Source organism: Streptomyces sp. NPDC087787 (genome assembly GCF_044743035.1).
Taxonomy (GTDB): Bacteria; Actinomycetota; Actinomycetes; order Streptomycetales; family Streptomycetaceae; genus Streptomyces.
Map to the genome: position 1 here is coordinate 136,313 of NZ_JBIUVQ010000012.1, position 26,594 is coordinate 162,906.

Sequence of the window (26,594 nt, forward strand, 5' to 3'; positions counted from 1 at the left end):
AAGCCCATGCCTAGACCGTCTGCTCAAACGGGGCAGTGAATCACCTCGTTGAGTGAAGTGGACTTTTCGTCGGCTTGTCCTACTAATTCCTTCTCCAGTCCGTGCGATCTTGACGGCGCTGTCGGCCCGTCCGGCACATCACCAGCACACGCCGTATCGGCGTCGGACGAGAGAAGGAAGAAGGTGGGCGGAACATGGCCGCCACCCAGAGGATCGCCGTGGGCGTCGCCGTCGCCGCGGTCTGCGCCTCGTCGCTCGCGGGTTGCGCGAGCGGCCCCGAGGCGCCGAGGCAGGGCGCGCCCGGCGCCCCGCAGAAGGGCCCGCAACTGCCCGGCAGTGTCGTACGCCTGATCGGCGACGGGTCCACCGCGTACACCGGAGCGCAGCCGCACCTGCCCAGGCCGGAGCGGCTCAAGGCCGGTGAGAAGCCGCCGCAGTTCGTCGTGTTCTCCTGGGACGGGGCCGGTGAGGACAGTCAGAAGCTGTTCTCCCACTTCCGCCGGGTGGCCAAGGCCAACAACGCGACCATGACCTTCTTCCTCAGCGGCGTGTACCTGCTCCCGCAGGAGAAGCGCGACCTGTACCGGCCGCCGCAGCACGCCCCGGGCAGCTCCGACATCGGCTTCAATGACGCGCAGGGCATCGCCGACACGGTCGAGCAGGCACGGCTGGCGTGGTTGGAGGGCAATGAGATCGGCACCCACTTCAACGGTCACTTCTGCGGCCCCGACGGCGGGGTCGGAAATTGGTCGGTCGACGAGTGGAAGAGCGAGATCTCCCAGGCAAAGCAGTTCGTGAAGACCTGGAAGACCAACACAGGCTTGAAGAGCGCCGCCTCGCTGCCCTTCGACTACGACAAGGAGCTCATCGGCGGCCGCACCCCGTGCCTGGAGGGCCAGAAGAACTTCGTCAAGGCGGCGAGCCGGCTGGGCTTCCGTTACGACAGCAGCGGCGTCAACAACCAGGAGTGGCCCAAGAAGAAGGACGGCCTGTGGGACCTGTCGATGCAGCTGGTGCCCTTCCCCGGGCACACCTTCGAGCAGCTGACCATGGACTACAACTTCATGGTCAACCAGTCCGGCACGCAGACCCAGGGCGACCCCGCGAAGTTCGGCTACTGGGGCAACCAGATGCGTGACGGCCTGCTCAAGGGCTTCCAGCGGGCCTACGACGGCAACCGCGCCCCGCTGGTGATCGGCAACCACTTCGAGTCCTGGAACGGCGGCACCTACATGCGCGCCGTCGAGGACGTCGTGAAGCAGGTGTGCAACAAGCCCGACGTGCGCTGCGTCTCCTTCCACCAGCTGGCCGACTGGCTGGACGCCCAGGACCCGCGGACCCTCGACCGGCTGCGGACCCTCGAGGTCGGCGAGGCCCCGAAGCAGGGCTGGACGTCCTTCCTGTCATCACGCCCGGCCCCGGCCCCCAAGGGCGTGCCCGGGGCGCCCAAGCCGTAGCGGCACTCCAAGCCATGGCGGGCCCTTGGGCCGTGCCGGGGCTCCACACCGGGGCTGGAGTCCCGGCCGCGGCTGGGACTCGGGCCCGTGGCGGGACTCACGCCGGGGCGGTGACGCCCTCGCCGAGGACGAAGCCGGGGTCGATCTGGGACGCGAGGTCGGCCCCGGTCCGCTCGTTTCCCCACGAGGCGGCGTTCTTCAGGTGGAAGTGCACCATCTGGCGGGTGTAGCGGTCCCAGTCGCGCAGCTCGTAGGTGGCGTCGGCGGCGACCTGGAGCATGCGCAGGGCGCGGCGGTTGGCGTCCTCCAGGAACTCGAACCGGGGCGGCCGGCCCTTCTCCATGGCGCGCACCCAGTCCGAGTGCCCGACGGTCACGAGCAGGTCGTCCCCGACCTCGGCGCGCAGGAAGTCGAGGTCGTCCCGGCCCTGAACCTTGTTGCCGACGACACGCAGCACGACCCCGTAGTCACGGGCGTACTCCTTGTACTGGCGGTAGACGGAGACCCCCTTCCGGGTCGGCTCGGCGACGAGGAACGTGATGTCGAAACGGGTGAACATGCCGGAGGCGAAGGAGTCCGAGCCCGCCGTCATGTCGACCACGGCGTACTCGTCGCGGCTGTCCACCAGGTGGTTCAGAAACAGCTCCACCGCACCCGTCTTGGAGTGGTAGCAGGCGACCCCCAGGTCGGCGTCCGTGAAGGGGCCGGTGACCATCAAACGGACGGCCTCGCCGTCGAGTTCCACCGGGTGCGCGCAGGCGTCGTAGAGCGGGTTGTCCTCGCACAGGCGCAGCAGGCGCGAGCCCTCGCCCGGCGGGGTCGTCTTGATCATCGTCTCGGCGGAGGTGATGCGCGGGTTGGTGCCGCGCAGGCAGTCCTTGATCAGCGGCAGATGGTCGCCCATCGCCGGCAGTGCGGCGGACTGCGCCTCCTCCAGGCCGAGCGCGGCCCCCAGATGCTGGTTGATGTCGGCGTCGATCGCGACGACGGGCGCGCCGGCGGCCGCGAGATGCCGGATGAACAGAGAGGACAGGGTGGTCTTGCCGCTGCCGCCCTTCCCGACGAAAGCAATTTTCATGTTCACGAAGCGTAGTGGCTCGATCGCTGAGCGTGGAGGGATGCGTGAAGAAGACCACTCCATCGTGGGGTGGGGCGCTCGGGCCCGTAGGGTCTTACCCATGAGTACGACAGGCGCGACCGCCGAGCCTCCGCCGGGCTCTCGCACGAACTCGAACAGGCAGGACCCCCTTGCGGCCCTGGGTGCGCTGCCCGGTGTGACCGAGTCCGTGGAGTCCGTGCGCAAGGCCGTGGACCGGGTGTACGGGCACCGGGTCATGCGGCGCAGGAGCAACGAGGTCACCTCCGAGGCGGCGCTGCGCGCTGCGCGCAGCTCCGCGGCGCTGTCCGGTGCGGACTGGGCCCTGGAGGAGGTGCGGCGCCGCTCCGACTTCAGCGGTGACGAGGCGCGGGTGATGGGCGCCGCCCTGAGACTGACGGCCGAGGCCGGGCAACTGCTGTCCATCTGGCGGCAGTCGCCCCTGCGGGTGCTGGCCCGGCTGCACCTGGTCGCCGCCGCGAGCCAGGAGGACGCGGTCGGACGGCCGCGCCAGGCGGGTGAGGGTGTCGGCGAGCCGCTGATCGAACTGGCGCCGCCGAGCGCCGATGAGGTCTCCGGACGCCTGGAGGGGCTGTCGGAACTGATCATCGCCGGGGGCTCCGCGCCCGCCCTGGTGACGGCGGCCGTTGTGCACGGCGAGCTTCTGGCGCTGCGGCCCTTCGTCTCCCACAACGGGCTGATCGCCCGGGCGGCCGAGCGCATCGTCCTGGTCGGCAGCGGTCTCGACCCCAAGTCGGTCTGCCCCGCCGAGGTCGGCCACGCCGAACTTGGCCGCGCGGCCTACCTGACGGCCCTGGACGGCTATGTCTCCGGTACCCCGGAGGGCATGGCGGCCTGGATCGCCCACTGCGCCAGGGCGGTGGAGCTGGGGGCGCGCGAGTCCACGGCGGTGTGCGAGGCGCTTCAGCGCGGAGCGGCGTGACGGACCCGGACACAGGGTTGCGGCGGTACGAGAACTCGTACCGCCGCTGGCATGAGCACCGAGTTACCAAGCGTCCTCGATATGTCGCCCATCAGGCCGGGATCTTTGCCCGTCACCTGGTGCGGCTGGCCCGTAATCGACGGGTCGACGTCGCGTGGGTGCCCGGTGTTCATGCTCGGTCCGTGGGGCCAATAGCGCTGTTGAAGGTGATCCTTGCGGATGTCCTCCGGTCTCGCGGGCCGTCGAGTCCTTTGTACTGCAAGCGGGGTACAAGCGGAACCCCCGGCTGCACTTCTTTACTTTCAGGTTCAAACAGGAGCTAAACGGACGCGCTGGTGCCGTGCGGCATTTCAAGGCGGCCGAGCGGCGAATCAGGCGATCGAATTCCGGCGCCGGCTCGTGTACCAGACGAGTCCCGCGGTGGCCGCCGCCGCGCCTATGGCCGCCATCGCGACCAGGGCCGGACGCGGCGGCACCGAGAGGGCGGGCAGCCGCTGCTTGAGCCGCACCGGCCGGTGGAAGTCGAGAACCGGCCACGCGCGCGCGACGGCCTCCCGGCGCAGCGCCCGGTCGGGGTTCACGGCGTGCGGATGCCCGACCGACTCCAGCATCGGCAGATCGGTCACCGAGTCGCTGTAGGCGTAGCAGCGGCTGAGGTCGTACCCCTCGGACTCGGCCAGCTCGCGGATCGCCTCCGCCTTCGTCGGGCCGTAGGCGTAGTACTCCACCTCGCCGGTGAAGCAGCCGTCCTCCCCCACCACCATCCGGGTGGCCACCACGCGGTCCGCGCCCAGCAGTTCGCCGATCGGCTCGACCACCTCCGCGCCCGACGTGGACACGATGACCACGTCGCGGCCGGCGGTGTGGTGCTCCTCGATGAGGGACGCGGCCTCGTCGTAGATGATCGGGTCGATCAGGTCGTGCAGCGTCTCGGCGACGATCTCCTTGACCTGCCGCACGTTCCAGCCGCGGCACAGCGCGGACAGGTACTCGCGCATGCGCTCCATCTGGTCGTGGTCGGCGCCGCCGGCGAGGAAGACGAACTGGGCGTACGCCGTTCGCAACACGGCCCTGCGGTTGATCAGTCCGCCTTGGTAGAACGACTTGCTGAAGGTGAGCGTGCTCGACTTCGCAATGACCGTCTTGTCCAGATCGAAGAAGGCCGCTGTGCGGGGCAAGGAGTGGTTTTCCACGCCCCTGAGCATAGGGGCAGCCCATTCGGCGTAAGGTGGGCGTGTGGGTTTGCCTGAGAAGGCTCTCGGGTACACCATGGAAGTCACGGATCGTTCGCGACCGTGCCAACGCGGTCCGACTCCTCCCCCCCCGAGTCGGCCGTGAAGACGACCCCCGCTCTCCCCCCCGGCGGGGGTCGTCGCATGTCCGGGTGGGTTTCTCCCTTTCTGTCCGTGGTTGCCGAGCCGAATCGGCCGCATCACGTGGGTTTGGGTCATCTCCGCGATCTGTCACCGTGCGTAGTTGTGTCGCTGCTCTGTGGAAGTCGCACGGGAACCAGTACACGGGTCACCGGTATGGGTGACGGCGATATTCACAGCCATCGAGTCGTCCACAGTTTTTGACCAAGATCCACACGATTTTCCGGATCACTGCACCGTGATTCCCGACGCGCACCGCTCCCGGCGAGTTCTTGGCCGGTTCCGTATCGGCCGCCCAAAGGAAGGCCGATCGCCGGTTCTTCTCATGTTCGGGATTCGCGGGGCCGCACGGTCCACGCGAAAGAAGCAGCGAAGGGGGTCCGACCCGTGGCCGGAACCGTCACACACGATCCACCGCCCGAGGCCGGAGGGTTGCAGGGCAGACCACTGATCGTCACCGAGGACGCCGGACTCCTCGACGACCTGCTGCGCCTGTGCGCGGCGGCCGGCGCCACCCCCGAGGTCCATCACGGTCTTCCCGAGCGCAGAGGTGGCTGGGAGACGGCACCGCTGGTACTGGTCGGCGACGACGCCGCCCGGCGGGTGCGCGGAGCCGCCCGCCGGCGCGGAGTGGTGCTGGTCGGCCGAGACCAGGACGACTCCGGGATCTGGCGGCGCGCCATCGAGATCGGCGCGGACCACGTGCTGGTGCTGCCCGACGGCGAGCAGTGGCTGGTCGACCGCATCGCCGACGTCGCCGAGGGCGTCGGCCGTCCCGCGCTCACCGTGGGCGTCATCGGCGGCCGCGGCGGAGCGGGCGCGTCCACCCTGGCCTGCGCCCTCGCCGTCACCTCCGCCCGGGAGGGCCTGCGTACCCTGCTCGTGGACGCGGATCCGCTGGGCGGCGGCCTCGACGTCCTGCTGGGCGGGGAGACGGCCGACGGGCTGCGCTGGCCCGCGTTCGCCGCCTCGCGCGGAAGAGTCGGCGGCGGCGCCCTGGAGGAGTCGCTGCCCGAACTGCACTCGCTGCGCGTGCTCAGCTGGGACCGTGGCGACTGCGTGGCCGTCCCACCGCAGGCCGTCCGGGCGGTGCTGGCCGCCGCCCGTCGGCGCGGCGGCGCCGTGGTGGTCGACCTGCCCCGCCGCGTCGACGAAGGGGTCGCCGAGGCGCTCGCCCAGATCGACCTCGGCCTGCTCGTGGTCCCCGCCGAACTGCGCGCCGTGGCGGCCGCGGCACGGGTGGCGTCGGCGGTCGGCATGGTCCTGCGCGATCTGCGGGTGGCGGTCCGGGGGCCGTACGCGCCCGGGCTCGACGACCGTGAGGTGGCCAGGCTGCTCGGCCTGCCGCTGGCGGGCGAGGTGCCCGTGGAGTCGGCACTGCGGCGCTCCGGCGAGGGCAGGACCCCGCCCGGCGCGGTGGCGCGCGGACCGCTCGCCCGCTTCTGCACCGCCTTCTGGGAGCGGGCACTGATCGAGGCGGCGGCCGCATGAGGACGGTTGCCGAACACCTGCGGACGGCGCCCGCGGACGCGCTGGACGAGCCCGCGCCCGCCAACGGGCCCCGCATGCCGGTGGAGTTGCTGGACGGCGTACGGCAGTGGCTCGCCGAGAACGGGGCCGAGCCGACGCCCGCGCGGGTCGCGCAGGCCCTGCGCGAACAGGGCCGGGTGCTCGGGGACGCGGAAGTGCTCGGCGCGGCCGAGCGGTTGCGCTCCGAACTGATCGGCAGCGGTCCACTGGAGCCGTTGCTGGCCGATCCGTCGGTGACCGACGTCCTCGTGTCGGCCCCGGACCGGGTGTGGGTGGACCGGGGCGGCGGACTGGAGCGGGCCGCCGTCGCCTTCCCCGACGCGGCTGCCGTACGGCGCCTCGCGCAGCGCCTGGCCGCCGTGGCCGGCCGCCGGCTGGACGACGCCCGGCCATGGGTCGACGCCCGGCTGCCCGACGGCACCCGGCTGCACGCCGTGCTGCCTCCCGTCGCCGTCGGCTGCACCTGCCTGTCCCTGCGGGTCGTACGGCCACGCGCGTTCACGCTGGAGGAACTGGTCGCGGCGGGCACGGTGCCGCCCGGCGGGGACCGCGTACTGCGGGCGCTGATCGAGGCCCGGCTGTCCTTCCTCATCAGCGGAGGGACCGGAACCGGGAAGACCACCCTGCTCAGCGCGCTGCTCGGGCTCGCCGGGCCCGGTGAGCGGATCGTCCTCGCCGAGGACTCCGCGGAGCTGCGACCCGACCATCCGCACGTCGTCCGCCTGGAGACCAGACCCGCCAACCAGGAGGGCGCGGGCCTGGTCACCCTCGAGGACCTGGTGCGGCAGGCACTGCGGATGCGGCCGGACCGACTGGTCGTGGGCGAGGTGCGCGGCGGCGAGGTGGTCCATCTGCTGGCCGCCCTCAACACTGGCCACGAAGGCGGCTGCGGCACGGTGCACGCCAACGCAGCGGCGGACGTCCCCGCCCGGCTGGAGGCGCTGGGCACCGCCGCCGGGCTCGACCGGGCAGCGCTGCACAGCCAGTTGGCAGCCGCGCTGTCGGTGGTGCTGCACCTCGTGCGGGACCGTTCCGGGAGGCGGCGGATCGCCGAGGTGCGGGTGCTGGAGCGGGATGCCTCGGGACTGGTGCGGACCGTGCCGGCGCTGCGCTGGGGCGCGGAGGCATTCGTGGCGGAACCGGGGTGGGAGCGGCTGCGGGGGCTGCTCCGGAGGGAGAGCGGGAGAGGAGGTGAGGACCGCGATGGATGAGGGGTTCTGGGGTTCGGTCCGGGTGGCCGCGGGCGCGGTGTGTGCCGGGGCGGCCGTGTGGCTGCCGGCCGTGTGGCTGCTGGGCGGGTGGCACTCTGCGGCACGGCGGGCGCGGGTGCTGTTCGCCGGCGGCGGGCCGGAGGGCCCGGGACAGCCACCCTCCGACCGGATCCTTCGCCAACTGGCTCAAGCCCGAGGACGGTTGCGCGGCGAGTGGTGGGCAGCGGCCGCCGGGCTGGTGCTCGCGGTGCTGGGCGCCTCGGTGCTGCCGGTCGTCGCGGGGGCGGTCGGGGTGCCGCTGCTGCGCCGTACCCGGCTCGCCCGGGCGGCGCGCCGACGGCAGGAGCGGCAGGCGGACGCGGTGATCGCCCTGTGCGGGGCCCTCGCCGGAGAGGTGCGGGCCGGGCGGCAGCCGGGCGAGGCGCTGCTTTGCGCCGCGCGCGACTCGGGCGGGCTCGGCGACGCGCAGGCGGCGGTGCTGGCGGCGGCCCGGTTCGGCGGGGACGTGCCCGCCGCGCTCGCCGGGGCGGCCCGGCAGCCGGGGGCCGAGGGCCTGCGCGGCCTCGCGGCCTGCTGGCGGGTGGCCGTGGACCAGGGCGCGGGCCTGGCGGCCGGGCTGGACCGGCTCGAAGGGGCACTGCGGGCGGAGCGCGACCAACGTGCCGATCTGCGGGCCCAGTTGTCAGGGGCCAGGGTCACGGCCGTCATGCTCGCCGGCCTGCCGGCCCTCGGACTCCTGCTGGGCACGGCCATGGGGGCCGACCCCTTGCGGGTGCTGCTGCACACGGGAGCGGGTCTGGGCTGCCTGGTCATCGGTGGCGTGCTGGAGGGCGCGGGCCTGTGGTGGGCCTTGCGGATCGTGCGAGCGGCGGAGGCGATGTGAGCGCGGGTGGTGTTGTCCACAGGCTGGGGACGGTCGCGGGGGCGGCGGCGCTCCTGTGGCTGACGGTGAGATGGATGGAGGCGATGGGCCGGGAGCGGAGAGCGCGGCGGCGGACGGCCGCGCTGCTGGGGACGGAGCGGACGGCGGAGGAGGCACGGCGCTCGCGTGCACGGCTCCGTGCGACAAGTGACCTGCGGCAGTGCTTGCCGGCGGTGGGTGTCGCCGGGGCCGGGTGGGTGCTGGTCGGCGGGCTGACCGGGCTCGTGCTCGGGCTCGCCGGGGCGGCCGGGATGTGGCAGTGGCGGCGGCGGACGGCGAGTCGTCCCGAAGCGGAGTCCGGCGCGGTCGAAGCCGCCCGTCAACTTCCGCTCGCGGCCGACCTGCTGGCGGCCTGTGTCGCGGCCGGTGCCGGCCCGGTGATCGCCGCCCAGGCCGTCGGAGAGGCCCTGGGTGGTCCCGTCGGGGACGCGCTGGCCCGGGGAGCCGCCCAGGTCCGGCTCGGCGGGCAGCCGGCAGACGCCTGGCGCGGACTCGCCTCGATACCGGGAGCCGCGGCCCTGGCACGGCTGCTGGAGCGGGCCGACGAGTCGGGCCTCCCCGCCGCGGGCCCGGCCGCCCGGCTCGCGGCCGACGTCCGCGCCGACCGGGCGCGCACCGCGACGGCCAGGGCACGCCGGGCGGCCGTACTGGTCACCGCACCGGTGGGGCTGTGTTTCCTGCCCGCCTTCGTCGCGGTGGGCGTGTTGCCCGTGCTGATCGGCCTCGCGGGCGGACTGCTGGGCGGAGGTGGTGGCTGAGGGCGGCGGCGGAACGGAACCGACAGAGAACCAACAGGCAAGCAACGGACCAAGCAGCAGACCGAGACCTCACGGGGGTTGAGATGTACGGAAAGGTACGGGCACGGCTGCGTGCCCTGATGTGCCGGGACGCGGGAATGGTGACGTCCGAGTACGCGATGGGGATCATCGCGGCGGTGGCGTTCGCCGTCCTGCTCTACGAGGTGGTGACGAGCGGCCAGGTCAAGACGGAGTTGCAGAACATCGTGAAGCGAGCGCTCAGTGCGCGGATGTGATCGGGCACGGGCACAGGCGCGGGCACGCCGAGCTGAACGGGTGGCCGCCGACGCGGGGTTCGTGACTGCGGAGGCCGCCATGGTCCTGCCCGTGCTGGTGCTCGTGGTGACGACGCTGGTCTGGGTCCTGCTGGTGGTGCTCGCGCAGATCCAGTGCGTGGACGCGGCACGGGCGGGGGCTCGGGCCGCCGCCCGCCAGGACCCAGAGGGCTCGGTGACCCGAGTGGCCCGGGACGTGGCACCGCACGGTGCGAAGGTCACGGTGACCCGCCGGGGAGATCACGTGCACGTGGTCGTCGTGGCCGACCCGCCGGGGCTGGGCGTGCTGCCCTTCCAGCTGAGGGAGGAAGCCGTGGCGGAGGCGGAGGACATGGTCGGGACGCGCGCCCAGCGGGGAGCGGGGACGTGAAGCGGAGGACGGGGAGGTCGAGGGGCCGCATCGCGGGGTTCCGCCGCTTCCGCCGGCTCATCCGTAGCGGGTGTCGAGGGTGCCGTCTGCCGGACCGTGGTTCCGCCACCGTGTGGAGCGTCGGCGCGATCGCCCTGTTGTGCGTGGTGTTCGGCACCGGTCTCGCCCTGGGGGAGGCGGTAGTTGACCGGCACCGCACGGCCGGGGCCGCCGACCTCGCCGCTCTGGCGGCGGCGGGCCACTGGGCCGAGGGCGGCACCGTCGCCTGTGCGCGGGCGGAGAAGGTGGCCCGGGCGCAGGGCGCCCGGCTCGTCCGGTGCGCGGTCGTGGGCGACACCTCGGACGTCACGGCGGCGGCGCGACGGGGGCCCTTCACCGCGGAGGTGAGGGCGAGAGCGGGTCCGGCGATCCCGGCGGACGCTCCCGTGGGACCGGTTGCCCCAGCGGACACGCCTGCGGGCCCCGCCAAGCCCACGGCAGGGGCGACGGGGCCAGGGGAGCCGACGGCAGGGTCCGTGCGGCCTGGAGGACCCATGGCCCGGTCCAGGGCCCCTGCGACATCCAGGGCAGGGACAGCCGGCTTGACGCCCTCTGCGGGCTCCATAGCCGGGCCCACGGCCCCCGCCGGATCCACCGCGCCGCCACCTGTCACCCGAGTGGGCCAAGTCCCCGCCTTCGCCCAAGCATTCGCCTAGGGCCTCTCGTTTGGATCATGCCGGGCTCGCGGGCCCTGGCACCGCACCTTGCGGCGTTGTCGTCGGTTGTCAGGGCTCCGCCCTGCCGCCCTCCTCCGCCTTGCGATGCACGGCACCAGACCCCGCTCCCTGATCCGGCCTGATCCAAACGAAAGACCCTAGACCTCGGTCTCCGCCCCGATCTCAGCCCTCGTCTCCGCCCCCGCCTCCGCCGCCTCTTCCTCCGGAGCCGCCTTCAGCAGCACCGTCAGCAGACGTACCGCCCCCCTCTTGTGCAGCGGGTCGTTGCCGTTGCCGCACTTGGGGGACTGGATGCAGGACGGGCAGCCGGAGTCGCACTCGCAGGAGGCGATGGCCTCGCGGGTGGCGGAGAGCCAGGCGCGCGCGGTGTGGAAGGCGCGCTCGGCGAAGCCCGCGCCGCCCGGATGGCCGTCGTAGACGAAGACCGTGGGCAGCAGCGTGTCGGGGTGCAGCGGGACGGACACGCCGCCGATGTCCCACCGGTCGCAGGTGGCGAACAGGGGCAGCATGCCGATCGACGCGTGCTCCGCCGCGTGCAGGGCGCCGCCGAGGATCTCCGGGTTGACGCGGGCCTCGTCGAGCTGGTCCTCGGTGACCGTCCACCACACCGCGCGGGTGCGCAGCGTACGAGGAGGGAGGTCGAGTTTCGTCTCGCCGAGCACTTCGCCGGTGATGACACGTCTGCGCAGGAAGGAGACCACCTGGTTGGTGACCTCGACGGAGCCGTAGCACAGGCGGCCGTCGCCCCACGGCACCTCGGTGTCCGTCTCCAGGACAGAGATCGCCGTCGTGTCGCGGGCGACCGTCGTGTACGGCGGGGCGGCCTCCTCCACCAGGGCGACCGAGTCGTCCAGGTCGAGGGAGCGCACCAGGTACGTGCGGCCCTGGTGCAGGTGGACCGCGCCCTCGTGGACCGAGGTGTGCGCGGCGCCCGCGTCGACCGTGCCGAGCAGCCGGCCGGTGCCGGACTCGACGATCTGCACCGGCCGCCCGCCCTCGCCGCGGATGTCGGTGAGCTCCGCGGCCCGCTCCCGGCGGGTCCAGTGCCAGGCCTTCGTCCGGCGGCGCAGCAGCTTCGCGGCCTCCAGCTGCGGCAGCAGCTCGGCGCAGGCCGGGCCGAACAGTTCGGTGTCCTCGTCGGTGAGCGGCAGCTCGGCGGCGGCCGCGCACAGGTGCGGGGCGAGGACGTACGGATTGTCGGGGTCGAGGACCGTGGACTCGACCGGCTGGTCGAACAGGGCGTCGGGATGGTGGACGAGGAAGGTGTCCAGCGGGTCGTCGCGGGCGACCAGCACCGCGAGGGCGCCCTGACCGGAGCGTCCCGCGCGGCCCGCCTGCTGCCACAGGGAGGCGCGGGTGCCCGGGTATCCGGCGATTAGCACGGCGTCCAGGCCGGACACGTCCACGCCCAGTTCCAGGGCGGTCGTGGCGGCCAGGCCCAGGAGTTCGCCGGAGTGCAGGGCGCGTTCCAGGGCGCGGCGCTCCTCGGGCAGGTAGCCGCCCCGGTAGGCCGCGACACGCCGGGAGAGCGGCCGGTCGATCTCGGCCAGCCGCTCCTGGGCGATCACCGAGATCAGCTCGGCGCTGCGCCGGGACCGTACGAAGGCGACCGAGCGCACGCCCTGGAGGGCGAGGTCGGTCAGCAGGTCCGCCGTCTCGGCGGTGGCGGTACGCCGGACGGGCGCGCCCCGTTCTCCCCGCAGCTCGGTCAGCGGGGGCTCCCAGAGGGCGAACACCAGTTCACCGCGGGGCGAGGCGTCGTCGGCCACCTCCACCACGGGCACGCCGGTGAGGCGGCGGGCGGCCACCGCGGGCTCCGCCGCGGTGGCCGAGGCCAGCAGGAAGACCGGAGAGGCGCCGTAGCGCGCGCACAGCCGGCGCAGTCGGCGCAGGACCTGGGCGACATGGGAGCCGAAGACACCGCGGTAGGTGTGGCATTCGTCGATGACGACGTACTTCAGGGCCCGCAGGAAGGAGGACCAGCGCGGGTGCGAGGGCAGGATCCCGCGGTGCAGCATGTCGGGGTTGGTCAGGACGTGGTTGGCGTACTGGCGGATCCACTCGCGTTCCTCGGGCGGGGTGTCGCCGTCGTACACCGCCGGGCGTACGGCCTTGCCCAGCGGCCGGGCGAGTTCCTTCACCGCGCGGCACTGGTCGGCCGCGAGGGCCTTGGTGGGGGCCAGGTACAGGGTGGTGGCGCCGCGGCCGTTGGCCGCCTCGGAACCGTCCAGCAGCGTCGAGAGCACCGGGACGAGGTAGGCCAGGGACTTGCCGGACGCGGTGCCGGTGGCGACTACGACGGAGTCGCCGTCCAGGGCGTGTTCCGCGGCGCGAGCCTGGTGCGCCCACGGGTGCTCGATCCCGCACGCCTGGACCGCCGAGATCACCTCCGGCCGAATCCGGTCGGGCCAGACGGCATGGCGCCCCGCGCGCGGGGGCAAGTGCTCCGTATGAGTGATGCGCGCAGCCCGGTTCTGCCCCGCGGCGAGCCGGTCGAGGACCGTGCCCGGTGCCAGGCGGGTGACGGGGGCAGCCGGGGATCGATCGGATCGGTGATTCTTGGCCATCGGCACCGAGTCTGTCACCGACGTGCAGGACAATGGGACCAAGGCGTCGTGCACGCCTGCCGGTAAGTGATTGAATGCCATCGCGGCTGGCGAACCGTCCCGGGGGCTTCAAGCCGAGGTGTCCTGAGGGGCGACCGCTCGATAGCAAGGTGCTGGAGGATCCGTGGACCTGTCCCTGTCGACCCGTACCGTCGGCGATCGTACGGTCGTCGAGGTCGGTGGCGAAATCGACGTATATACCGCGCCCAAGCTGCGCGAGCAGCTGGTCGAGCTGGTGAACGACGGGAATTTCCACCTCGTCGTCGACATGGAGGGCGTGGACTTCCTCGACTCCACCGGGCTCGGCGTACTGGTCGGTGGCCTGAAGCGAGTGCGTGCCCATGAGGGCTCGCTGCGCCTGGTGTGCAACCAGGAGCGCATTCTCAAGATCTTCCGTATCACCGGTCTCACCAAGGTGTTCCCGATCCACACCTCGGTGGACGAAGCGGTGGCAGCCACCGACTGACCGCCGGCCCCGGGCCGGTGACCGGGGCGGAAGAGTCCAAGCGGAGGCCGGGCATTTCGGCGGCCCGGCCCTCCGACAGCACGCCCGTAGCTCCGAGGGGGATGCATGGCCACCGTCGAACTCCGCTTCAGCGCGCTGCCCGAGCACGTCAGGACCGCCCGTCTGGTGGCGGCAGCGGTGGCGCGCAGGGCCGGAGTCGACGAGGCCGTCCTCGACGAGGTCAGACTCGCCGTCGGCGAGGCCTGCACGCGGGCTGTGGGGCTGCATCGCAACAGCGGGATCTCGGCACCGGTGAAGGTGATGCTGACCGAGGAGGAGAAGCAGTTCTCCATCGAGGTCGGCGACGAGGCCCGGCACGCGCCGTTCCACGCCGGGGATGCCCCCGGTGCGGTGGACGAGGCTGAAGCCGAGGAGGACGAGATGGGCCTCGCGGTCATCAGCGGCCTCGTCGACGACGTGGAGGTCTCCGCAGGGGAGCATGGCGGGCTGATCAAGATGACCTGGCCGACCACGCCGCCGCCGGTCGCGACGCTTCCCTGACCCATCTCACCCGTTCGGCGCAGCACATGAGGGCCCTGCTTCGCAGGGCCCTTCTTGTTGCGTCAACGTCTCCACCAGGTACATTTAAATTCGTGAATGAATTCACGACCTGTCGGCAGATCATTTGATCAACCATTGATCGCGGGTCAATGGTTTTGAACCATTACCTCTTTCGGGTTCCGTGGCGTGACGTCGATCATTTGCTGAAGAGCAGGTGAAGGGCAATTCGGTTTGCCGCGCTCTGTTTTGATCAGGTTCCGCTACCTACAATCCGTCCACATCTTGAGCTCAGCCCAAGCGTCAAGGAGGACGAATGGCGGGGCTTTCTACCCCTCAGCAGTCGGGTCACCCCACAACCTTCGCAGCTGCAGTGTTGACCAACGACAATCGGATCATCGTGGTGGCCATCGCGGCCGTCGCGCTGGCCGCTCTCGTGGTCGCGGGCATCCTGGTGCGCCAGGTGCTGGCAGCGGGCGAGGGCACCAGCAGCATGAAGAAGATCGCGGAAGCGGTCCAGGAAGGCGCGAACGCCTATCTGGGCCGTCAGCTGCGCACGCTCGGCGTATTCGCCGTGATCGTTTTCTTCCTGCTCATGCTGCTGCCTGCGGACGACTGGAATCAGCGCGCCGGACGATCGGTGTTCTTCCTGATCGGAGCCGCCTTCTCGGCGGCGACCGGCTATATCGGCATGTGGCTCGCCGTGCGCAGCAATGTACGTGTCGCCGCGGCGGCCCGGGAAGCGACCCCTTCGGCGGGTGAGCCGGAAAAGGATCTCACCGCCGTCTCGCACAAGGCCATGAAGATCGCTTTTCGCACCGGCGGTGTCGTCGGCATGTTCACGGTGGGGCTCGGCCTGCTCGGCGCCTCCTGTGTGGTGCTGGTGTACGCGGCCGACGCGCCGAAGGTGCTGGAGGGCTTCGGCCTCGGTGCCGCGCTGATCGCGATGTTCATGCGGGTGGGCGGCGGCATCTTCACCAAGGCCGCCGACGTCGGCGCCGACCTGGTCGGCAAGGTCGAGCAGGGCATTCCTGAGGATGATCCTCGCAATGCCGCGACCATCGCCGACAACGTGGGCGACAACGTCGGCGACTGCGCGGGCATGGCCGCCGACCTCTTCGAGTCGTACGCCGTCACGCTGGTCGCCGCGCTCATCCTGGGCAAGGCGGCCTTCGGCAACGACGGACTCGCCTTCCCGCTGCTGGTGCCGGCCATCGGCGTGATCACCGCGATGATCGGGATCTTCGCGGTGGCGCCGCGCCGCGCCGACCGCAGCGGCATGAGCGCGATCAACCGAGGCTTCTTCATCTCCGCGGTGATCTCACTCGCCCTGGTCGCGGTCGCCGTCTTCCTCTACCTGCCGTCGACGTACTCCGGTCTCACCGGCGTCACCGACGCGGCGATCAGGGGCAAGGACGGCGACCCGCGGATCCTCGCCCTGGTCGCGGTCGGGATCGGCATCCTGCTGGCCGCGGTGATCCAGCAGCTGACCGGCTACTTCACCGAGACCACCCGGCGGCCGGTCAGAGACATCGGCAAGGCCTCGCTCACCGGCCCGGCCACCGTCGTCCTCGCCGGTGTCTCCGTCGGCCTGGAGTCGGCGGTCTACACCGCCCTGCTGATCGGCCTGAGCGTGTACGGGGCCTTCCTGCTCGGCGGTACGTCGATCATGCTGGCACTGTTCGCGGTGGCGCTGGCCGGCACCGGACTGCTCACCACGGTCGGCGTGATCGTCGCCATGGACACCTTCGGCCCGGTCTCCGACAACGCCCAGGGCATCGCCGAGATGTCCGGCGACGTCGAGGGAGCGGGCGCCCAGGTGCTCACGAACCTGGACGCGGTGGGCAACACCACCAAGGCCATCACCAAGGGCATCGCCATCGCCACCGCCGTCCTCGCGGCCTCGGCGCTCTTCGGGTCGTACCGGGACGCCATCACCACGGGCGCGCGTGACGTCGGGGAGAAACTGACCGGCTCGGGCGCGCCGATGACCCTGATCATGGACATCTCGCAGCCCAACAACCTGGTCGGCCTCATCGCCGGCGCGGCGGTCGTCTTCCTCTTCTCGGGGCTGGCGATCAACGCGGTGTCCCGGTCGGCCGGTTCGGTGGTGTTCGAGGTGCGCCGGCAGTTCCGCGAGAAGCCCGGGATCATGGACTTCAGCGAGAAGCCGGAGTACGGCAAGGTCGTCGACATCTGCACCAAGGACGCACTGCGCGAACTCGCCACGCCCGGGCTGCTCGCCGTCATGGCGCCCATCTTCATCGGGTTCACGCTCGGTGTCGGTGCGCTGGGCGCCTATCTCGCGGGTGCGATCGGCGCGGGCACGCTGATGGCGGTGTTCCTCGCCAACTCCGGTGGTGCCTGGGACAACGCCAAGAAGCTCGTCGAGGACGGCCACCACGGCGGCAAGGGCAGCGAGGCCCACGAGGCCACGGTGATCGGGGACACGGTGGGCGATCCCTTCAAGGACACCGCCGGCCCCGCGATCAACCCGCTGCTGAAGGTGATGAACCTGGTGTCGCTGCTCATCGCGCCCGCGGTCATCAAGTTCTCCTACGGCAGCGACAAGAGCCTCGGCGTGCGGATCGTGGTCGCGGTCCTGTCGCTGGCCGTGATCGTCGGCGCGGTCTACGTCTCCAAGCGGCGCGGTATCGCCGTGGGGGACGACGACGCCGAAACGGTCTCCAAGTCAGCCGATGCCGCGGTGGTGTCGTAGAGGTCTCATCCCGGCCCAGCCGAGGAGACGGGCGGGCGGCGCGTACGACGCGTCGCCCGCCCGCCGCGTGTGCGGACGCTTCCAGTGAGCCTTCTCTCGCTTGGTGCAAATGGCCTCAAGACACTACACATGGGGCGACCGGCTCGCTGGTGCGGCCGACATGGCGTGTATGTTCCGGGGCCGAGAGCCATGGAAGGGACCAAACCGGTGAACAAGAAGCTCGCGGCCGCAGCGTCCGGCGGTGCGGTACTCGTACTGGCACTGACGGGCTGCACCAGCAGCGCTGCCGACGGCAAGAGCGACGCGCTGAACGCCTGGGCCAAGCAGGTGTGCGACGCGGTGCAGCCGCAGGCGAAGAAGATCGAGGCCGCGAACACCGCCATCCAGAAGGAGACGTCGGACAACAGCGCGCCGACCCAGGTCCAGAAGACCGACGCGCAGGCCTTCCAGGACATGGCCGACGCCTACAAGGCCATCGGGCAGGCCGTGAACACGGCCGGCGCACCCGAGGTCGACAACGGCCCGAAGAAGCAGCAGGACGCGGTCAAGGAACTCAACGGCCTGTCGGCCTCGTACACCTCCCTGAAGGAGCAGGTGGACAAGCTCGACACCAAGAACCAGGCCAAGTTCGCGGACGGCCTCAAGGACATCGCCACCCGGCTGGACAAGCTGAGCCGGACCGGGAACGACGCGCTGAAGAACCTTGAGGAAGGCGACGTCGGCAGGGCGATGGCCCAGCAGCCGAGCTGCAAGTCCGCCTCCGCCACCCCGTCCGGTTCGGCCTCGTCCCCGGCGACCAGCGGCTGACGTACGCGGGCGCACGACGCGCGCTGAGACGCGCGCGTGCGCTGTCGGAGTGAGCCGACACAATGGGGGCGTGAGTGACACCAGCCTGCCCGCACTGCCCGCCTCCGACCGACCGGACGTCGCCGCCCGGCTCAGGGACGCCCTGCTCGGCGCCTCCTTCACCGCCGACGGACTGCTCGAACTGCTCGGCGCGCCCGCGTACGCCGCGCTGGCGCGCAGCGAGACCGTACCCGCGCTCCGGGCCACACGCGGCGACACGCCGCTCGAGCTTCTGGTCCGGCTGTTCCTGCTCCAGCAGCCGGTGCCGTACGCGCGCGTGGCGGACGTCCTGCCCGCCGAGGCGTGCCTGGAGACCGGCTGGCTGGTGCGCGTCGGCGCGGACGAGGTCGCCGCGGCCGTGGACGTCCGGCCCTACGGCGGACTCGACGGCGAGGACTGGTTCATCGTGTCCGACCTGGGCTGTGCGGTGGGCGGCGCGGGCGGGATCGGCAGCCGGGACGAGGGAGTCGTCCTCGGCGTCGGCGGCGCCTCCACGACCCTGGCCGGCATCACGGTCCGCACACCGGTCGGCTCCGCGCTCGACCTCGGCACCGGCTCCGGCATCCAGGCGCTGCACGCCGGCCGGCACGCCACGCGCGTGACCGCGACCGACGTCAATCCGCGCGCGCTGCACATCACCGCCCTGACGCTGGCGCTGTCCGGCGCGCGGGCCGCCGATCTGCGCCAGGGCTCGCTGTTCGAGCCGGTCCACGACGACGAGCGGTTCGACCTGATCGTGTCGAACCCGCCCTTCGTGATCTCCCCGGGCGCCCGGCTGACGTACCGCGACGGCGGGATGGCCGGGGACGATCTGTGCCGCACGCTCGTCCAGGAGGCGGGCGACCGGCTGAACGAGGGCGGATTCGCGCAGTTCCTCGCCAACTGGCAGCACGTCGAGGGGGAGGACTGGCAGGACAGGCTCAGGTCCTGGGTGCCGCGCGGGTGCGACGCGTGGATCGTGCAGCGCGAGGTGCAGGACGTCACGCAGTACGCCGAGCTGTGGCTGAGGGACGCGGGAGACCACCGCGGTGACGCCGCGGAGTACCAGGAGCGGTACGACGTCTGGCTGGAGGAGTTCGAGGCGCGCAAGGTCAGGGCCGTGGGCTTCGGCTGGATCACGCTGCGCAGGACAAGCGCCGCGACGCCCTCGATCACCGTGGAGGAGTGGCCGCACCCGGTGGAGCAGCCGCTCGGCGACACCGTCAGGGCACACTTCGCCCGGGTCGACTACCTGCGGGAACACGACGACGCCGCCCTGCTCGACGGTCACTTCCGGCTTGTGCGCGAGGTGGTCCAGGAGCAGGTCGGACTGCCTGGCGCCGAGGACCCCGAGCATGTCGTGCTGCGCCAGAACCGGGGGATGCGCCGGGCCACCGCGGTGGACACGGTGGGCGCCGGCTTCGCCGGTGTCTGCGACGGCACGCTGAGCGCCGGCCGCATCCTGGACGCCATCGCCCAGCTGATGGGCGAGAGTCCGCTTCTCCTGCGCGACCGCACACCGGCCCAGATCCGCCTGTTGGTGGAGCAGGGCTTCATCGAACCGGCGCAGAAACCGGGGGAAGAACCGGCTCAGTGACCGGTTCGACGACCGGATCAGTGATCGGTTCCAGCGATCGGCGAGGCTGCGGGGGCGACGGCGAGTTCTCGTCGTTTCCGCGGCCTGCGAGTCCGTTTCGATCGGGCTCGGCCCTGCTTTTCGATCTTTGCCGGGGGTCGGGCGGGAAAAGGCGGAAAAAAAGCGGAGAGCTTGATTCCCGTCACGTGCGGAGGGGGTGGAAGCACCGCCTCGGGAAGCGGGCCGACTCGTGTTCACCGCGGGTTCGTGCCGTCGTCGCCCGCGGCTGTCAGCCTCCCGTACCGGGGCCTGCGGGGACGGGAGCGTACGTACATGGAGAGCGGTCCGGCGATCTTCACAGGAACGGTGTTCTCCCTGTTCGGAGCAGCCTTGTTGGGGTGGACGGTGGTCCGGGTCCGGCACCGGGAGGCCATCGCCGCCGGCCTGCCGCGCACCGCGTCGGCGACCGTCGCGACCCTGGCCGCCGTGACCGCCGTGACCCTCGGCGTGTGGTGCTTCGGGCGGCTGTGAGAGCCGCGGCGCCCGTCCGGTCTCCGTAACTGAGAAATCACCCTCCGCATCAGCGCGAACGGCCTGGTGAGCACTCCGGGCGGCAGGAAGGGGGGTAGTCGGGTTACCGTTCGAGTGGCCGTTGCGGGCTTTTCCCGTTTGACACGGGGGCGGGATGTACCGTCACACTCCGCAGCGTCACCACGACCCGACCCCCGGGAAATCAAGGCCTGGGGAGGCCCCAGCGTCGACCGGAGAGAAGAGCGAAGTTGTCCCCGACCAGCGAGACCGCACAGGGCGGCCGCCGACTCGTCATCGTCGAGTCGCCTGCCAAGGCGAAGACGATCAAGGGCTACCTCGGCCCCGGCTACATCGTCGAGGCGAGCGTCGGGCACATCCGCGACCTTCCCAGCGGCGCCGCGGAGGTGCCCGAGAAGTACACCGGCGAGGTCCGCCGCCTCGGTGTGGACGTGGAACACGACTTCCAGCCGATCTATGTCGTCAACGCGGACAAGAAGGCCCAGGTCAAAAAGCTCAAGGATCTGCTGAAGGAGTCCGACGAGCTCTTCCTCGCCACCGATGAGGACCGCGAGGGCGAGGCCATCGCCTGGCACCTTCAGGAGGTGCTCAAGCCGAAGATCCCGGTCAAGCGGATGGTCTTCCACGAGATCACCAAGGACGCCATCCGGGAGGCGGTCGCCAACCCGCGCCAGCTCAACCAGCGGCTGGTCGACGCCCAGGAGACCCGGCGCATCCTCGACCGCCTCTACGGCTACGAGGTCTCGCCCGTGCTGTGGAAGAAGGTCATGCCGCGGCTGTCGGCGGGCCGGGTCCAGTCCGTCGCGACACGGCTCGTGGTCGAGCGGGAGCGCGAGCGCATGGCGTTCCGCTCCGCCGCGTACTGGGACCTGACCGGCACCTTCGCGACCGGCCGCGCGGGCGACCCGAGCGATCCGTCGTCGCTGGTCGCACGCCTGCAGACCGTCGACGGCAGGCGCGTCGCGCAGGGCCGCGACTTCGACTCCCTGGGCCGGCTCAAGAGCGAGAGCATCCTCCACCTCGACGAGGCGAACGCCCGTGCGCTCGCCGCCGCACTGGAGGACACCCGCTTCTCCGTCCGCTCGGTCGAGTCCAAGCCGTACCGCCGCTCGCCGTACGCCCCGTTCCGTACGACGACGCTCCAGCAGGAGGCCAGCCGCAAGCTCGGCTTCGGGGCGAAGGCGACCATGCAGATCGCGCAGAAGCTGTACGAGAACGGCTTCATCACGTACATGCGTACGGACTCCACGACCCTGAGCGACACGGCGATCGCCGCCGCACGCGCCCAGGTCACCCACCTCTACGGCGCCGACTACCTGCCGCCGCAGCCCCGTACGTACGCCGGCAAGGTCAAGAACGCGCAGGAGGCGCACGAGGCGATCCGTCCTTCGGGTGATCGTTTCCGCACGCCCGCCGAGACGTCCCTGACCGGCGACCAGTTCAAGCTCTACGAGCTGATCTGGAAGCGGACGGTCGCCTCCCAGATGAAGGACGCGACCGGAAACAGCGTGACCGTGCGGATCGGCGGCACCGCGGCCGACAGCCGGGACGTGGAGTTCAGCGCGTCCGGCAAGACGATCACCTTCCACGGCTTCCTCAAGGCCTACGTCGAGGGCGCCGACGACCCCAACGCCGAGCTCGACGACCGCGAGCGCCGGCTGCCTCAGGTCGGCGAGGGCGACGCGCTCACGGCCGAGGAGATCACGGTCGACGGCCACGCCACCAAGCCCCCGGCCCGCTACACCGAGGCCAGCCTGGTCAAGGAGCTGGAGGAGCGCGAGATCGGCCGCCCGTCGACGTACGCGTCGATCATCGGCACGATCCTCGACCGCGGCTACGTCTTCAAGAAGGGCACGGCTCTCGTGCCGTCCTTCCTGTCCTTCGCCGTGGTCAACCTCCTGGAGAAGCACTTCGGGCGGCTCGTCGACTACGACTTCACCGCCAGGATGGAGGACGACCTCGACCGCATCGCGCGCGGTGAGGCGAAGGCCGTGCCGTGGCTGAAGCGGTTCTACTTCGGCGAGACGGCGTCCGGCAGCGGCCTCGCCGCGGGCGGCACCGGCGGCGCCGCCGAGGCCGGCAACGGCGACGGGGACCACCTCGGCGGCCTCAAGGAGCTGGTGACGGACCTGGGCGCCATCGACGCGCGCGAGGTGTCGTCGTTCCCGGTCGGCAACGACATCGTGCTGCGGGTCGGCCGCTACGGCCCGTACATCGAGCGCGGTGAGAAGGAGACCGACACCCACCAGCGCGCCGACATCCCGGACGACCTGGCCCCCGACGAGCTGTCCGTCGAGTTCGCCGAGGAACTGCTCGCCAGGCCGAGCGGCGACTTCGAGCTGGGCGCCGACCCGGCCACCGGCCACACGATCGTCGCCAAGGACGGCCGCTACGGCCCGTACGTCACCGAGGTGCTCCCCGAGGGCACCCCGAAGACCGGCAAGAACGCGGTCAAGGCGCGTACGGCCTCGCTGTTCAAGTCGATGTCCCTGGACACGGTCACCCTGGACGACGCCCTGAAGCTCATGTCGCTGCCGCGGGTCGTCGGCACCGACGCGGAGGGCCAGGAGATCACCGCCCAGAACGGCCGCTACGGTCCGTACCTGAAGAAGGGAACGGACTCGCGTTCCCTGCAGTCCGAGGACCAGCTCTTCACGATCACGCTGGACGAGGCGCTGGCGATCTACGCCCAGCCCAAGCAGCGGGGCCGCGCGGCCGCCAAGCCGCCGCTTAAGGAGCTCGGCGAGGACCCGGTCAGCGGCAAGCCGGTCGTGGTGAAGGACGGCCGCTTCGGCCCGTACGTCACCGACGGCGAGACCAACGCGACCCTGCGCTCCGGCGACAGCGTCGAGGCGATCACCCCGGAGCGCGGTTTCGAGCTCCTCGCCGAGAAGCGCGCGAAGGGCCCGGCCAAGAAGACCGCGAAGAAGGCCGCCGCCAAGAAGACGCCGGCGAAGAAGACGGCGTCCACGGCCGCGAAGAAGACCGCGGCGAAGAAGACGACCACCGCCAAGAAGACGGCGGCCAAGAAGACGGCGGCCAAGAAGACCACCGCGAAGGCGACGGCCGCCAAGGCGGCGGAGGACTGATCGCGCGGCGGATCCGGCACGGCTCCTCTCCGAAGGACCGGTCGCACCGCGGATCCCTCACGGCTCCTTTGCAAAAGGCACGCCCCGGCATCACTTTGGTGTCGGGGCGTGCGCACCTCCGGTCGGTCACTCCGAGCTGTCGGTGCGTCCCGATAGGCTGAACGCATGACGCGAGCCGAGCAGCCAACGGCCCACACCTCCGCACCCGACGACGCTCTCCTGACCGATTCCCGCGAGCGTGCCGTCCGCGCCCTGCTGCGCCGGCCGCAGTTGCGGCGGCTGTGGAGCGCCCAACTGGCCGAAGGAGTCGGGGACACCCTCGCGCTCCTGGTCCTGGTCGTCCTCGCCCTCCAGGCGGCGGCCGTCACCGGCCCCTTCGGCGGTGGCTACCGGGGCGTGGCCTTCGCAGTGGCGACGGTCTTCGGAGCGCGCGTCCTGGCGACGCTGTTCTTCGGCGCGGTCCTCCTCGGACCGTTCACCTCGCTCACCTCCCAGGAGGGGCCGCTCGACCGGCGCTGGACCATGGTCGGCGCCGACGGCCTGCGTGCCGCCCTGCTGATCGTCGCCCCGCTGTGGATCGACTGGACGCCGGACAACGCCCTGGTCCTCCTCCTGGTCACCGTCTTCGTGACCGGGGCCGCCGAGCGCCTCTGGAGCGTGTGCCGGGACGGCGCGGCCCCCGCGCTGCTGCCCGCCCCGCCCCCGGAGGGCGCCACGGTGCGCCCGCTGCCGGACCACATGGACGCCCTGCGCCGCCTGTCGCTGCGGACCACCTTCCTGGCGGTCCCGCTGGCGGCCGCCTCCCTGGTCGCCGCCTCCCTGGTCAACAACCTCCTGGGCACCGCAGTCGCCTGGTTCGACCAGCACCAGGCGGCCCTTGGCGCGTACGTCGCGGCCGGACTGTTCGCCGCGTCCCTGTCCGTGCTGACCAACCTGGAACTGCCCGGCACCCGCACCCCGCGCCCGCGCTCGCCGCTGGAGGGCCTGCGCCGCCCGAAGACGGGCTCCGGTGTCGACAAGGGCCGCACGGGTGCCGTGCCGCTGCTTGTGCTCGCCTGCGCGTCCGTCGCCGGGGCGGTCGCGGCCGCCGTCGCCGTCTGCGTGCTGCACGCCACGGACCTGCACGGCGGTCCGGTGCTGTACGGGCTGGCGGTGCTCGCCCTGACCGGTGGGGTCGCGGTCGGCATCCGTACGGCGCCGAAGGCGCTGGTCTCCCTGTCGCGGCGACGGCTGCTGGCCCTGACGATCGCCCTCACCGGCGTCGCCCTGCTCGCCGCCGGGCTGGTCCCCGACGTCACCACGGTCCTGCTGATCCTCGCGCTGGCCGGCGTGAGCGCGGGCGCCGCCGCCAACACCGGGCACACGCTGCTCGACCAGGAGGCCGAGGACTACCGCAAGCCGCGCATGACCGAGCACCTGCACGCGGTGGTACGCGTCTTCGTGGCGCTCGGTGTCGTGCTCGCCCCCGTGGTCGCGGCCGGGATCGGCCCGCACCGGCTCCAGGACGGCCGGTTCGTGTTCGCGCACGGCGGCGCCGCGTTCACGCTGATGCTGGTCGGCGCGCTGCTGCTGCCGGTGGCCGCGCTGGTCCTCGCCAAGGTCGACGACCGCTCCGGCGTACCGCTGCGGCAGGACCTCGTCGACGCCCTGCGGGGCGGCGACGACCCGGTGACGGCCCCCGCGGAGTCCGGGTTCTTCATCGCCCTGGAGGGCGGTGACGGCGCCGGCAAGTCCACGCAGGCCGAGGCGCTCGCCGACTGGATCAGGTCCAAGGGCCACGAGGTCGTCCTCACCCGCGAGCCGGGTGCCACTCCCGTGGGCAAGCGGCTGCGCTCGATCCTGCTGGACGTGTCCTCGCAGGGGCTGTCCCACCGCGCGGAGGCCCTGCTGTACGCCGCCGACCGCGCGGAGCACGTCGACACGGTCGTACGGCCCGCGCTGAAGCGGGGCGCCGTAGTGATCACCGACCGGTACATCGACTCCTCCGTCGCCTACCAGGGCGCGGGCCGTGACCTGTCCCCGACGGAGATCGCGCGGATCTCCCGCTGGGCGACGAACGGCCTTGTGCCGCACCTGACGGTCCTGCTGGACGTCTCGCCGGAGACCGCCCGTGAGCGGTTCACGGAGGCGCCCGACCGCCTGGAGTCGGAGCCGGCCGAGTTCCACGCGCGCGTGCGGTCCGGTTTCCTGGCGCTGGCCGCCGCCGACCCCGGCCGCTACCTCGTGGTGGACGCCGGGCAGGAGCCGGAGGCGGTGACCACGGTCGTCCGGCACCGGCTCGACCAGATGCTGCCGCTGTCCGAGGCCGAGCTGAAGGCGCAGGAGGAAGCGCGCAGGAAGGCCGAGGAGGAGGCGCGCCGCAAGGCCGAGGAGGAGGCCCGGCGCAAGGCCGAGGAGGAGCGCCAGGAGCGCGAACGCCAGGAGCAGCTGGCCCGGCTGCGCGCCGAGGAGGAGGAGCGCAAGCGGCGCGAGCTGGAGGAGGCGCAGCGGCGCGAGGCGGAGCGGCAGGCCGAGGAGGCCCGGCTGCGCGCCGAGGAGGCCCGCCGCAAGGCCGAGGAGGAACAGGCCCGGCTGCTCGCGGAGGAGCGGGCACGGGCGGAGGCCGAGGCGCGCCGCAAGGCCGAGGAGGAGCAGCGGCGTCTGCAGGCCGAGGAGGAGCAGCGGCTGCGCGCCGAGGCCGAGGCGCGGCGGATGGAGAAGCAGCGCAAGGCGGAGGAGGCCCTGCGCCGGGCCGAGGAGGCCCGGCGGGCGGCGGAGCAGGCGGCGGCCACCGCGCAGACGGGTCCGCGCCGGTCCACGGAGCCCTCGGCCGCGGCCGTGCCGCCGGAGGCGATGACCGTGCCGACGCCGGTGGTGACGCCGACGAACGCGTCGGGCGGGCCCGTGGACGAGACCGCGGTGCTGCCGCCGGTGCGGGACGAGCGGGCGGCCGGCGAGCCTTCGGGCGAGGGCTCGGACCGGGGCACGAGCCGGGGCTCGGACCAGGACAGGGGCCGTGGCTCCGGCGAGGACTTCCGTGGGACGTCGCGCGGGCCGGCGGAGTCGGGGCGGCCGCGGACGGCGGGCGAGTCGGAGTCCGAGGTGACCGCGAAGCTCCCGAAGCCCGTAGTGGCGCCGGGTGCCGCCGACGAGACGGCCGTACTGCCGCCCGTCCCGCCGGGAGCCGTGGACGAGACCGCCGTACTGCCGGCCTTCACGCCGGGGGCCGCGGACGAGACGGCGGTCCTGCCTCCGGTGCGCGGGGAGGACCCCGCGGACCGGGTCCCGCCCGGTTTCTTCCGGGACGAGCGGGACGGCCGGGGCGAGCGGTCGCGGGCCGTCCGGCACGACGACGGTGACGACCGTACGCGGGAGCTGCCCCAGGTGGACGCCGAGGCGGTCGCCCGGCGGCGGCCGCGGCCGGACTGGGCCGAGGAGACCCCCCTCGACGACCTGCCGACCCTGGCGGACGAACTGCTGGGCCCGCGCGAGGACGGCGACGGGCCCGACGACGGCGAGGGCGGCCGGGGCAGGGGCCGGCGAGGCTGAGCCGGACCC

19 protein-coding genes and 1 pseudogene are annotated in these 26,594 nt (G+C 72.0%); 17 read left to right on the forward strand and 3 right to left on the reverse strand.

Features of this window, described 5'->3' with window-relative positions:
• Window positions 1–194: 194 nt before the first annotated feature.
• Window positions 195–1,457, forward strand: coding sequence for a hypothetical protein (locus ACIOWN_RS20395; RefSeq protein WP_362350093.1), 1,263 nt, complete (start codon window positions 195–197; stop codon window positions 1,455–1,457).
• 97 nt (window positions 1,458–1,554) lie between these two features.
• Here the strand turns inward: ACIOWN_RS20395 and ACIOWN_RS20400 are convergent, their stop codons facing one another.
• A complete protein-coding gene (locus ACIOWN_RS20400; protein ID WP_362350096.1) occupies window positions 1,555–2,535 on the reverse strand; it encodes an ATP-binding protein in 981 nt (326 codons plus the stop codon).
• A gap of 100 nt (window positions 2,536–2,635) precedes the next feature.
• Here ACIOWN_RS20400 and ACIOWN_RS20405 point away from each other — a divergent pair, with 100 nt between their 5' ends.
• Window positions 2,636–3,496, forward strand: a complete 861-nt coding sequence (locus tag ACIOWN_RS20405) for an oxidoreductase (RefSeq protein WP_362350098.1) — start codon at window positions 2,636–2,638, stop codon at window positions 3,494–3,496.
• Between the two features lie 371 nt (window positions 3,497–3,867).
• On the opposite strand, the gene ACIOWN_RS20410 is transcribed toward ACIOWN_RS20405, so the two are convergent.
• Window positions 3,868–4,701: an HAD-IB family hydrolase gene (locus ACIOWN_RS20410; protein WP_362350100.1), complete on the reverse strand. Its 834-nt coding sequence runs from the start codon at window positions 4,699–4,701 to the stop codon at window positions 3,868–3,870.
• A 555-nt stretch (window positions 4,702–5,256) separates the two neighbouring features.
• On the opposite strand from ACIOWN_RS20410, the gene ssd reads away from it, so the two are divergent.
• The 7 genes and pseudogenes from ssd to ACIOWN_RS20445 all read left to right on the forward strand — a co-directional run.
• The gene (ssd, locus tag ACIOWN_RS20415) at window positions 5,257–6,360 is read left to right on the forward strand and encodes a septum site-determining protein Ssd (protein WP_362350103.1); all 1,104 of its coding nucleotides are present in this window, start codon (window positions 5,257–5,259) and stop codon (window positions 6,358–6,360) included.
• 74 nt (window positions 6,361–6,434) lie between these two features.
• On the forward strand, window positions 6,435–7,610 hold the full coding sequence (locus ACIOWN_RS20420) for a TadA family conjugal transfer-associated ATPase (RefSeq protein ID WP_362350360.1): 1,176 nt from the start codon (window positions 6,435–6,437) through the stop codon (window positions 7,608–7,610).
• On the forward strand, window positions 7,603–8,493 hold the full coding sequence (locus ACIOWN_RS20425; protein ID WP_401983032.1) for a type II secretion system F family protein: 891 nt from the start codon (window positions 7,603–7,605) through the stop codon (window positions 8,491–8,493). Before ACIOWN_RS20420 ends, ACIOWN_RS20425 begins: the two co-directional genes overlap by 8 nt.
• The gene (locus ACIOWN_RS20430) at window positions 8,451–9,290 is read left to right on the forward strand and encodes a type II secretion system F family protein (protein WP_401983034.1); all 840 of its coding nucleotides are present in this window, start codon (window positions 8,451–8,453) and stop codon (window positions 9,288–9,290) included. Before ACIOWN_RS20425 ends, ACIOWN_RS20430 begins: the two co-directional genes overlap by 43 nt.
• 83 nt (window positions 9,291–9,373) lie before the next feature.
• Window positions 9,374–9,565, forward strand: coding sequence for a DUF4244 domain-containing protein (locus ACIOWN_RS20435; protein WP_362350110.1), 192 nt, complete (start codon window positions 9,374–9,376; stop codon window positions 9,563–9,565).
• Window positions 9,566–9,626: 61 nt separating this feature from the next.
• Window positions 9,627–9,974 carry a TadE family type IV pilus minor pilin gene (locus ACIOWN_RS20440; protein WP_401983036.1) on the forward strand — a complete coding sequence of 116 codons (348 nt, stop codon included), beginning with the start codon at window positions 9,627–9,629 and terminating at the stop codon, window positions 9,972–9,974.
• A 59-nt stretch (window positions 9,975–10,033) separates the two neighbouring features.
• Window positions 10,034–10,405, forward strand: a pseudogene (locus ACIOWN_RS20445) (Rv3654c family TadE-like protein); the annotation flags it as partial.
• 422 nt (window positions 10,406–10,827) lie between these two features.
• On the opposite strand, the gene ACIOWN_RS20450 reads toward ACIOWN_RS20445, so the two are convergent.
• On the reverse strand, window positions 10,828–13,338 hold the full coding sequence (locus ACIOWN_RS20450) for a DEAD/DEAH box helicase (RefSeq protein ID WP_362350116.1): 2,511 nt from the start codon (window positions 13,336–13,338) through the stop codon (window positions 10,828–10,830).
• 82 nt (window positions 13,339–13,420) lie between these two features.
• Between ACIOWN_RS20450 and bldG the strand changes: the two genes are divergently transcribed.
• From bldG to tmk, 8 genes are all read left to right on the forward strand, one after another.
• Window positions 13,421–13,762, forward strand: coding sequence for an anti-sigma factor antagonist BldG (gene bldG / locus ACIOWN_RS20455; RefSeq protein WP_009189842.1), 342 nt, complete (start codon window positions 13,421–13,423; stop codon window positions 13,760–13,762).
• A 105-nt stretch (window positions 13,763–13,867) separates the two neighbouring features.
• On the forward strand, window positions 13,868–14,302 hold the full coding sequence (locus tag ACIOWN_RS20460) for an ATP-binding protein (RefSeq protein ID WP_362350119.1): 435 nt from the start codon (window positions 13,868–13,870) through the stop codon (window positions 14,300–14,302).
• Between the two features lie 313 nt (window positions 14,303–14,615).
• Complete coding sequence (locus ACIOWN_RS20465; RefSeq protein WP_362350122.1) at window positions 14,616–17,018, forward strand: sodium-translocating pyrophosphatase; 2,403 nt, start codon at window positions 14,616–14,618, stop codon at window positions 17,016–17,018.
• A 189-nt stretch (window positions 17,019–17,207) separates the two neighbouring features.
• Entirely contained in the window at window positions 17,208–17,825 is a 618-nt protein-coding gene (locus ACIOWN_RS20470) for a small secreted protein (protein ID WP_362350124.1), read from the forward strand.
• Window positions 17,826–17,895: 70 nt separating this feature from the next.
• Complete coding sequence (locus ACIOWN_RS20475) at window positions 17,896–19,440, forward strand: class I SAM-dependent methyltransferase (protein WP_362350126.1); 1,545 nt, start codon at window positions 17,896–17,898, stop codon at window positions 19,438–19,440.
• Window positions 19,441–19,752: 312 nt separating this feature from the next.
• A complete protein-coding gene (locus ACIOWN_RS20480; protein ID WP_362350128.1) occupies window positions 19,753–19,950 on the forward strand; it encodes a hypothetical protein in 198 nt (65 codons plus the stop codon).
• 248 nt (window positions 19,951–20,198) lie between these two features.
• Window positions 20,199–23,057: a type I DNA topoisomerase gene (topA, locus tag ACIOWN_RS20485; protein WP_362350131.1), complete on the forward strand. Its 2,859-nt coding sequence runs from the start codon at window positions 20,199–20,201 to the stop codon at window positions 23,055–23,057.
• Between the two features lie 165 nt (window positions 23,058–23,222).
• Window positions 23,223–26,585, forward strand: a complete 3,363-nt coding sequence (gene tmk / locus ACIOWN_RS20490) for a dTMP kinase (RefSeq protein ID WP_362350134.1) — start codon at window positions 23,223–23,225, stop codon at window positions 26,583–26,585.
• Window positions 26,586–26,594: the final 9 nt, after the last annotated feature.

Excerpts from the sequence above, each read along its gene's own strand:
- ACIOWN_RS20450 (WP_362350116.1), bottom strand. The coding sequence starts at position 13,338 with ATGGCATTCAATCACTTACCGGCAGGCGTGCACGACGCCTTGGTCCCA.
- ACIOWN_RS20480 (WP_362350128.1), top strand. The coding sequence starts at position 19,753 with ATGGAGAGCGGTCCGGCGATCTTCACAGGAACGGTGTTCTCCCTGTTC.
- ACIOWN_RS20400 (WP_362350096.1), bottom strand. The coding sequence starts at position 2,535 with ATGAAAATTGCTTTCGTCGGGAAGGGCGGCAGCGGCAAGACCACCCTG.
- ACIOWN_RS20460 (WP_362350119.1), top strand. The coding sequence starts at position 13,868 with ATGGCCACCGTCGAACTCCGCTTCAGCGCGCTGCCCGAGCACGTCAGG.
- ACIOWN_RS20420 (WP_362350360.1), top strand. The coding sequence starts at position 6,435 with ATGCCGGTGGAGTTGCTGGACGGCGTACGGCAGTGGCTCGCCGAGAAC.
- ACIOWN_RS20410 (WP_362350100.1), bottom strand. The coding sequence starts at position 4,701 with ATGCTCAGGGGCGTGGAAAACCACTCCTTGCCCCGCACAGCGGCCTTC.
- tmk (WP_362350134.1), top strand. The coding sequence starts at position 23,223 with ATGACGCGAGCCGAGCAGCCAACGGCCCACACCTCCGCACCCGACGAC.
- ACIOWN_RS20470 (WP_362350124.1), top strand. The coding sequence starts at position 17,208 with ATGGAAGGGACCAAACCGGTGAACAAGAAGCTCGCGGCCGCAGCGTCC.
- ACIOWN_RS20395 (WP_362350093.1), top strand. The coding sequence starts at position 195 with ATGGCCGCCACCCAGAGGATCGCCGTGGGCGTCGCCGTCGCCGCGGTC.
- ACIOWN_RS20405 (WP_362350098.1), top strand. The coding sequence starts at position 2,636 with ATGAGTACGACAGGCGCGACCGCCGAGCCTCCGCCGGGCTCTCGCACG.
- ACIOWN_RS20425 (WP_401983032.1), top strand. The coding sequence starts at position 7,603 with ATGGATGAGGGGTTCTGGGGTTCGGTCCGGGTGGCCGCGGGCGCGGTG.
- ACIOWN_RS20435 (WP_362350110.1), top strand. The coding sequence starts at position 9,374 with ATGTACGGAAAGGTACGGGCACGGCTGCGTGCCCTGATGTGCCGGGAC.
- ACIOWN_RS20465 (WP_362350122.1), top strand. The coding sequence starts at position 14,616 with ATGGCGGGGCTTTCTACCCCTCAGCAGTCGGGTCACCCCACAACCTTC.